Origin of the sequence: Gordonia sp. NPDC058843 (assembly GCF_042743165.1) — a bacterium.
Lineage (GTDB): Bacteria > Actinomycetota > Actinomycetes > Mycobacteriales > Mycobacteriaceae > Gordonia.
The window spans coordinates 33,390-40,823 of sequence record NZ_JBHYNC010000042.1 but is presented as its reverse complement, the minus strand read 5'-3'; the positions used below and the strand labels follow the sequence as shown (position 1 = coordinate 40,823).

General features: G+C 68.6%; 7 protein-coding genes. 4 read left to right on the top strand and 3 right to left on the bottom strand.

Features of this window, described 5'->3' with window-relative positions; all coding sequences use genetic code 11:
* Nucleotides 1-71 precede the first annotated feature (71 nt).
* Complete coding sequence (locus tag ACFW3F_RS20995; protein WP_388060846.1) at nucleotides 72-836, top strand: ABC transporter ATP-binding protein; 765 nt, start codon at nucleotides 72-74, stop codon at nucleotides 834-836.
* A 48-nt stretch (nucleotides 837-884) separates the two neighbouring features.
* Complete coding sequence (locus ACFW3F_RS20990) at nucleotides 885-1,562, top strand: TetR/AcrR family transcriptional regulator (protein ID WP_388060844.1); 678 nt, start codon at nucleotides 885-887, stop codon at nucleotides 1,560-1,562.
* A 56-nt stretch (nucleotides 1,563-1,618) separates the two neighbouring features.
* Here ACFW3F_RS20990 and ACFW3F_RS20985 read toward each other — a convergent pair whose 3' ends face one another.
* Nucleotides 1,619-3,106, bottom strand: coding sequence for a cryptochrome/photolyase family protein (locus tag ACFW3F_RS20985; protein WP_388060842.1), 1,488 nt, complete (start codon nucleotides 3,104-3,106; stop codon nucleotides 1,619-1,621).
* Between the two features lie 207 nt (nucleotides 3,107-3,313).
* Here ACFW3F_RS20985 and ACFW3F_RS20980 point away from each other — a divergent pair, with 207 nt between their 5' ends.
* Nucleotides 3,314-3,949 (top strand): pyridine nucleotide-disulfide oxidoreductase, encoded by a 636-nt coding sequence (locus tag ACFW3F_RS20980; RefSeq protein WP_388060840.1) that lies wholly within the window; start codon nucleotides 3,314-3,316, stop codon nucleotides 3,947-3,949.
* On the opposite strand, the gene ACFW3F_RS20975 is transcribed toward ACFW3F_RS20980, so the two are convergent.
* Entirely contained in the window at nucleotides 3,901-5,139 is a 1,239-nt protein-coding gene (locus ACFW3F_RS20975; RefSeq protein WP_388060838.1) for an oxygenase MpaB family protein, read from the bottom strand. The genes ACFW3F_RS20980 and ACFW3F_RS20975 overlap by 49 nt on opposite strands.
* 120 nt (nucleotides 5,140-5,259) lie before the next feature.
* Between ACFW3F_RS20975 and ACFW3F_RS20970 the strand changes: the two genes are divergently transcribed.
* Nucleotides 5,260-5,835, top strand: coding sequence for a helix-turn-helix domain-containing protein (locus ACFW3F_RS20970; protein WP_388060836.1), 576 nt, complete (start codon nucleotides 5,260-5,262; stop codon nucleotides 5,833-5,835).
* A gap of 9 nt (nucleotides 5,836-5,844) precedes the next feature.
* On the opposite strand, the gene ACFW3F_RS20965 is transcribed toward ACFW3F_RS20970, so the two are convergent.
* On the bottom strand, nucleotides 5,845-7,425 hold the full coding sequence (locus ACFW3F_RS20965) for an MFS transporter (protein ID WP_388060834.1): 1,581 nt from the start codon (nucleotides 7,423-7,425) through the stop codon (nucleotides 5,845-5,847).
* Nucleotides 7,426-7,434 lie beyond the last annotated feature (9 nt).

Here is a 7,434-nt window from a genome sequence, read left to right as displayed (position 1 = left end):
ACCACCGACTCCGCGACCACCGATCCCGGGCCGGCCGGTTCCCCGTCCGCCGATGCTCCGAAGGAGCTGTGATGAGTGCACAACCCACCGCACCTGTGCCCGGCGCCCCCTCGCCGTCGGCGGCGGTCCTCGAGATCGACGACATCACCGTCGGTTACGGCGGGGTCCCCGCGGTCCGCGGTCTGAGCGCCTCCGTCCGCCCCGGCGAGATCCTGGCACTGCTCGGTCCCAACGGTGCCGGCAAGACGACGAGCCTGCTCGCCGCGATAGGCGCGCTCGGACTGATGTCGGGCACGGTGACCGCCCTGGGTGATCCGATCGATCGTCGTATCGAGCGCAACGCGCGACGCGGGGTGACCCTGGTACCCGACACGAGGGGCGTGTTCCACCGGTTGTCGGTGTCGGACAACCTCCGTCTCGCCAAGCGTCGCAACGGTCCCGACCTCGACACCGTCTATCAGTACTTCCCGAAGCTCAAGACGATGCGGGGCCGGCGCTGCGGCAATCTGTCCGGCGGCGAACAGCAGATGCTCGCGCTCGCCAAGGCGCTGCTCGCGGACCCGAAGGTGCTGCTCATCGACGAACTGAGCCTCGGCCTGTCCCCGGTCGCGGTCCAGGACCTCCTGCCCCGGCTGCGGTCGATCGCCGACGAGCACCAGATGGCGGTCGTCCTCGTCGAGCAGCACATCGATCTCGCCCTCGGCATCGCCGACGCCGCGATCGTGCTCCATCATGGTCGTGTCGCGCTCTCGGCGCCCGCGAGCGAACTCCGCGGTCGCCGAGACATGGTCGAGGCGGCCTACTTCGGTCGTACCGTCGAGGATCTCGCCTCCTAGGCCGCGGCGGTCAGCAGGCACGGACGAGACGAACGGGACCGGGACGACGTGGCCACCGGAGACGATGACGACCCGGTGCGGACGGACGCCGGCGCGGCGCGGCCGGCCCGTAACACGCGCAACCGGCCCACCGACGACGAGTTGCTCGACGCCGCGTGCGCGGTCATCGCCGAGGTCGGCGCCGAACGGACCACGATGACCGCCATCGCCGAGCGCGGCGGCACCACCCGGGTGACGCTCTACGCGCACTTCGGGTCCCGTGACGAGCTGGTCAACCGGGTGATGACCCGCGAACTCGACACCTTCACCTCGTTCATGTTCGAGGTGTACGACGCGAGTGAGGACATGCCCTACGGTGCCCGCGCCCGCTACTCGGTGCAGGCCCTGTTCGATTACGCCCGACGCCACCCGGCGGGCCTACGCGTCCTCATCGGCCACCGGGAGGGCGGCAGCGACCGCCGGCTCTACGCCGCACTCGAACCCCGGATCGCCGCCCGCCTGCGCGACAACTACGCCGAACGCGGCGCGCGCATCGCCGCCAGCGCCGACACCCTCGCCTCGCTCCTACTGGGCATGAGCCTCGACGTCGCCCACCGCGCCCTCATCGTCGACGGCGCCGGCGTCGACGAAGCCTGCGACCTCGCGATCACCGCAACCCTCGCCGTACTCCGCGACGTCCGCCCCGAACAGCTCGAAGCACTCGACGAGTCACTCGGACGGCGCTGACCCGTCGGCGCCGACCCGTCGGCCCTGACCCCGTCGGCGCCGAACCGCCGGTGCGATCAGCCCAGCCAGCGGCCGGCGCGGCGGCTGTGCGCCGCCTTCGTGCCCGACGGCAACCGGTCGTAGGCCCGCGCCAGGAAATTCGAGCGGGCGTTGGCCTCGAAGACATCTCGGTGGTCGCGAACGAAGGTCCAGTACAACGCGTCCCATTCGTCGGCCCAGTCCCCGGACGGGATGTCGGACATCTTCTTCAGATAGTTGCTTCCCGACACGTAGGGCTTGGTGGTGATCGCCTCGCCGGCCGCGAACTGACTCATCGCGTACACGTTCGGGACCATCACCCAGTCGTAGGCGTCGACGAACATCTCCATGAACCACTCGTAGATCTCCTCGGGATCCGTACGCAGCAGACACATCGCGTTGCCGAGGACCATCAATCTCTCGATGTGGTGCGCATATCCACGGGCGAGGACTCGCCGGATGACGAGGTCCACCGGTTCGAGGCCGGTCTCCGCGGTCCACCACCCGTCGGACAGCTTCCGGTCGTGGCCCAGATGGTTCCGGCTTCGGAGAGCCCGTCCGCGGATCTCATAGGACGCCCGCATGTACTCCCGCCAGCCGATCACCTGCCGGACGAAACCTTCGACACTGGCCAGGGGGACGCCGTTGCGGTCACCGACCTCCAGGGCCCTGGCCAACACCGTTCGCGGACTCAACAGCCCGATGTTGAGTCCGGGCGTCAGCAGCGAATGGAAGACGAACGGGTGCTCGGTGCTGATCGCGTCCTCATAGGGCCCGAACTCCACGAACCGGTCGGTGAGGAACTGCTCGAACATCGCGCGCGCCTCGTCGTGACCCGTCGGCCAGTCGAAGCCGTCGGCGTCACCGGGGTTGTCGGGGAACGCTTCCGTCACCCAGGCGATGGCGGCGTCGACCTCCGGATGCCGCTCCGGCGGTGTCGGTTGCGGAACCTCACGGTTCTTCGGCAGCTTCTTCCGGTTCTCGGTGTCGAAACTCCACCGCCCGCCCGCCGGCTTGCCCTCGTCGTCGACGAGTACGCCGAGCCGCCGGCGCTGCCAGGTGTAGAACTGCTGCATCCGGGGGCGACTCCCGTCGAAGAACTCCCGGACCTGGCGACGGGTGGTGAGGAAGTTCGGGCTCTCGGCGATGTCGTCGACCGCGAGTGGGCACCCGGCGTGCTCGAAGGCCGCCAGCAGATCCCCGGTCAGCCAGTCGTCGACGACGTCATACAGGTGGACGGTCGCCGGTTTCCGGCTGGACAGGTGGCCGACAAGCTGGTCGTGACTGGACACGTCCGCATCGGTCTCCAGGATGTCGACCTCGAAGCCGCGGTCCCGCAGCCGCTGCGCGAACCTGCGCATACTCGCCCGGTGCAGGACCAGTTTCTGTACATGGAACCGGTACTGCCGGAACATCAGGTCGTGTTCGACGAGCACGAAGCGGGTGCCGGACCCCGCGTCGAGGTGCGCCTCGAACAACTGGTGCGGCAGCACCACACGGACGACATCGCCGGATGGAACGGACATCGGCTCTCCTCTCTCGCGCGCGACGTCCGGGGCGACTTGGACAGGCCCCTCAAGGGCCGGACAAGTCGACCCCAAGTTCGCATCAAGCGCCCGGAGACATCCTGTCGTTCATCACCCGATCACCACGATGAGCCCGACCACGATGAGCCGACCACGATGTGCCACCGAGACCCGGGCATCCGCCCACTCCCAACGATAGGAACCACGATGTCGCGCAGCACCCCCAGTCATTCGCATCCCACCGCCGACCGGATTGCCGAGCCCGGCATCGACGTTCCGTCGGTGGACAAGCCCTTCTGGCAGCTGGGTCGACGCGCCGCGGTGATCGCGGCCTGCGTGGGCTTCTCCGCGCTGGCGGCCTGCAGCGTCAGCGTCGGCTCGCAGTCGGTCGAGGAGGCCTCCGACATCGACGTGGGCGAGTGCCTGCAGATCGGCGGTGAGGCCGGCGACGGCAAGGTCGAGGCGACGACGGCCGACTGCGAAGGGACCGAGGGCCTCACCTTCTACGCCGCCGACAAGGTCAACGCCTCAGCGGAGTGCGGCACCCCCAACACCTCTGCGCTCACCTTCGGCCAGGGCGACCAGAAGCTCTGCCTCACACCCAACTTCGCGGTCGACAAGTGCTACCAGATCCCCGTCAACGGCGGCAAGCTCGCCGACTACCGCGAGGTCGAATGTGGCGCCTCCCCCGCGGACAGCACCATCCTCGCCAAGACCGTCAGCCGGGGCGGCGATTCCCTCACCTGCACCGAGGACGAGACAAAATGGGCCTTCGCGCAGCCTCTCTCGGTGAGTTACTGCCTGACCGAGGACGTCACGGCCGCCAGTCGCTTCGACGGCTGAGCGGCCACCGGCGCAGCCGGCGCGGTGTCGACCAGGTCATGGGTGACGCGATAGTCCTCGCGCATCCGTGCCATGGCCACATCCCGCGCCCGGTAGGCCTTCTCGACCCGTGCCCGCGCGCGCCTCGCGCCGCCGGCGCGCTGCGCCGAACCCGCCACCGCCAGAACCGGTCCGACCCGGCCCAGCAGAGACGTGATCCGTCCGTCGGGGATTCCCAGCGCATCCGCATCGGCATCGCCGATGAACACCCGCTGCAGTCCGTGCATGACCGTCGTGGCCAGTCGCCGCCGCAGTGCCTCTGGCCCCGGGAAGACCGCCGCCAGCTCCGGGACCAGGTAGTCGTCGGTCAGCGCGACCACGAAGTCGCGATCGTCGGGGCCCGGCCCGGGTGAGGTCAGCCGATAGAGGTCCTCGATGCGGACGTGGTCGGCCTCGCACACCGGGTTGAGCTCCGGACTCATCCCGACCACGTGGCCGACGTACCGCCACAGGTGGTAGATGTCGGCGAGTTCGCGGTCGGTGAACCGCACACCCAGTGTGTGCATCGCGTCGATCGCGATGTGGCCGAACTCGGCGATCGTGAACGCCATGTACGGCTGCGGGATCGGCACCCCCCACGCCTTCTCGTCCCAGTCCCCGCGCGTGGTGAGCATGTGACGGACATGCGCATGGATCATCCGGACCCGCACCGTGTACGCGAACCCGGCTCCGTCGCGACGCATCCCGCCGGGTGTCAGCACCTGCCCCAGCCATTCGCCGACCTCCACCGATCGCACGGCCGGCTGGGACACGTAGCGTCCGGTGACCGCGAGCGGCTTGCCCGCGATCGTGTTCCCCGCCCCACGGACCAGCGATGCCGCCCCGAGCACGATGCCCAGCGGTGCGGTGTTGACGACCAGCGCGTCGGCCGCGCGGCTCATCCGATCGTGATCGACCCAGTCGGGCTCGTCGTCGAGGAACGCGAACAGGTCGCGCAGCGAGTCGGTGGCGTCGTCGACCGCGCCGATGCCGTCCGCCAGCGCCGCCCGCAGCACCGTCGTCGTCGGCCCGCCGGGTTGTTTGTCGGCGGCCACCGCGTCGGCGAGCGGGTCGGCGAGCCACATCTGATCGAGCCACTCGCGGCCGGCCGCGCCGAATCGCTGCACGGCGAGATCGGTGTTCACGAGATCGGTGGGGGCGCCCGGTTCCATGGATCCATGAGAACACGAGCAATCCTCACTTACTATTCACTTTTGATGGCACCGTCGACGAGCTCCAAAAGCACCGCATCGCAACGCCGCAAGTCCCCCCGACAGCAGCGCAGTCGGGAGATGCGGCAGCGCCTCCTCACGTCTACCCTCACACTCCTGGAGCGCCGCCCCGGTCGTCGGCCGACCACAGCCGAACTCGCCGACCACACGCACGTCAGCATCGGGACGGTGTACCGCTACTTCGCCGACATGGACGCGATCGTCGAGGAGTTGCGTCTCGCCGCCGTCCACGACATCACCGCGACCCTCGCGAGCGGGATCGGGCGGGCGATGGATCAGCAACCACACACCGCCATGGTCACGGTTGTCGAGACCCTCGTCTCGGCGTTCGAGTCGCACGCACCGGTACTGCGTGCCTCGCTCGAGATCGGGGATCACGGCTTCGGCGATGCGTGGGCCGAGGTCGAGGGGCCCCTCCTCCCCCTGGCACGCGTCCTGCCGTCGCGTCTACGGCCCGACCTCGACGATCAGGCCATCGACGAGCTGGTCTTCCTCACCATGGGCGCGACCGCGAGCCTGTGCCTGCGCATCGCCTTGCAGCGACCGCGAGACGCCGATCGCACATCCCTCATCGCGATGGCGGCACGAATGCTGTTGGCCGCGTTCGAATCACCACCGGATTCTGGTGCCGGTTGATCCAGCGGTTCAGAGGCTGCGCTGCTTGGCGTACTCCGCCATCGCCGTTCGCTCGGCTTCGTGCTTGGGATAGAAGAAGAACACCACGGCCGCGCCCACCAGGACGATGACGGCAGCAGCTCCGTAGGCGCTCTTGTCGCCCTGCACGAACGCGTCGCGGGCCGCACCGATGATCTGATCGGCGTACTGCGGGTAGCGCTCGGCCAGGACCTCCGCACTCGAGAACGACTTCGTCAGCGCGGCTTCGGTCTGTTCGGTCACCTGATCGGCCTGGGGCGAATCGGAGATGGTGTCCCGCAACTGGTTCGCGTAACCCGCCGTCAGGATCGCCCCGAGAGTCGACTGGAGGATCGCGCCGCCGAGATCGCGTTGCAGATCGGACATGCTCGATGCCATCCCGGCGCGCTGCACCGGCACCGAGCCGGTCAGCGACTGCGATGCGGGGGTTCCGGCCAGTCCGACGCCGACCCCGACGAGGACGTACACCAGGCCGACATGCCAGAAGTGGGCGTGCTCATCCCAGGTGAGCATGGCGAGCACCAGTCCGACCACGATGAAGACGTAGCCGCTCAGCAGCGTGAACCGCGATCCCATGCTCTGCACCAGTTTCGCCGACCGCGGTGCGACGACGATCATCGCCAGCGCAGCAGGCAGGATCGTGGCGCCCGCCGCGAGTGTCGAGTATCCGAGCACGTTCTGCATGTACTGCTGACCGATGAACATCGCGCCCATGAGGGTGCCGAACACGATGAGACCCCCGACCGCCGCGACCCAGAAGGTGCGTCGGGATGCGATCCGCAGGTCGAACAACGGGACGCGCACACGCAGCTGCCGCCAGACGAAGCCCGCCCCGGCCAGCACCGCGATCGCGGCCAGGATGTAGACCTGCAGTCGCTGATCGGAATTCGGGGCGAAGTTGATCGCAAGAACGAGCGATCCCACCATCACGATGGACACGACGCCGCCCAGGTTGTCGACGACCGCCGCTTCGTCACCGGTGTCGGTGGGCACCAACTTCCACGCCGCGAGCAGGGCGACGACGGCGAGCGGCAGGGTCACCAGGAACACCGAGTGCCACGAGAAGACCTCGAGCAGGGCCCCGGACAACACCGGTCCCAGCGCCGAGATCGCACCGCCGAACGCCGACCACGCGGCGATCGCCCGCACACGTTTCGGTCCGGACCAGAGGGCGGTGATCACCGCGAGGGTGGTCGGGAAGGCCAGGCCCGCGGCGATGCCACCCACCAGTCGAGCACCGAACAGGACCTCGACGTTCGGCGCGAACCCGGCGACGATGGACGCCGGGATCGACAGGCACATACCGAAGACGAGCATCCGCTTGCGGCCGTGCCGGTCTCCCAGCGCCCCGAAATAGAGCACCGACGCCGCGAGACCGAGTGAGTAACCGACCGCGACCAGATTCAGTTGCGTCGAACTCGCGTCGAGCGCCTTGCCGATGTCGGGTAGCGCGACGTTCGCCACCGCGAGATTGATGTTGGCCACCCCGGCGACCAGGATCAGCGCGACCAGGATCGCCTTCGCCCGCTTCGGAGCCGTCCCCGCCTCGACCTCGGCCGTTGTCGACGTCATCGGGGAATC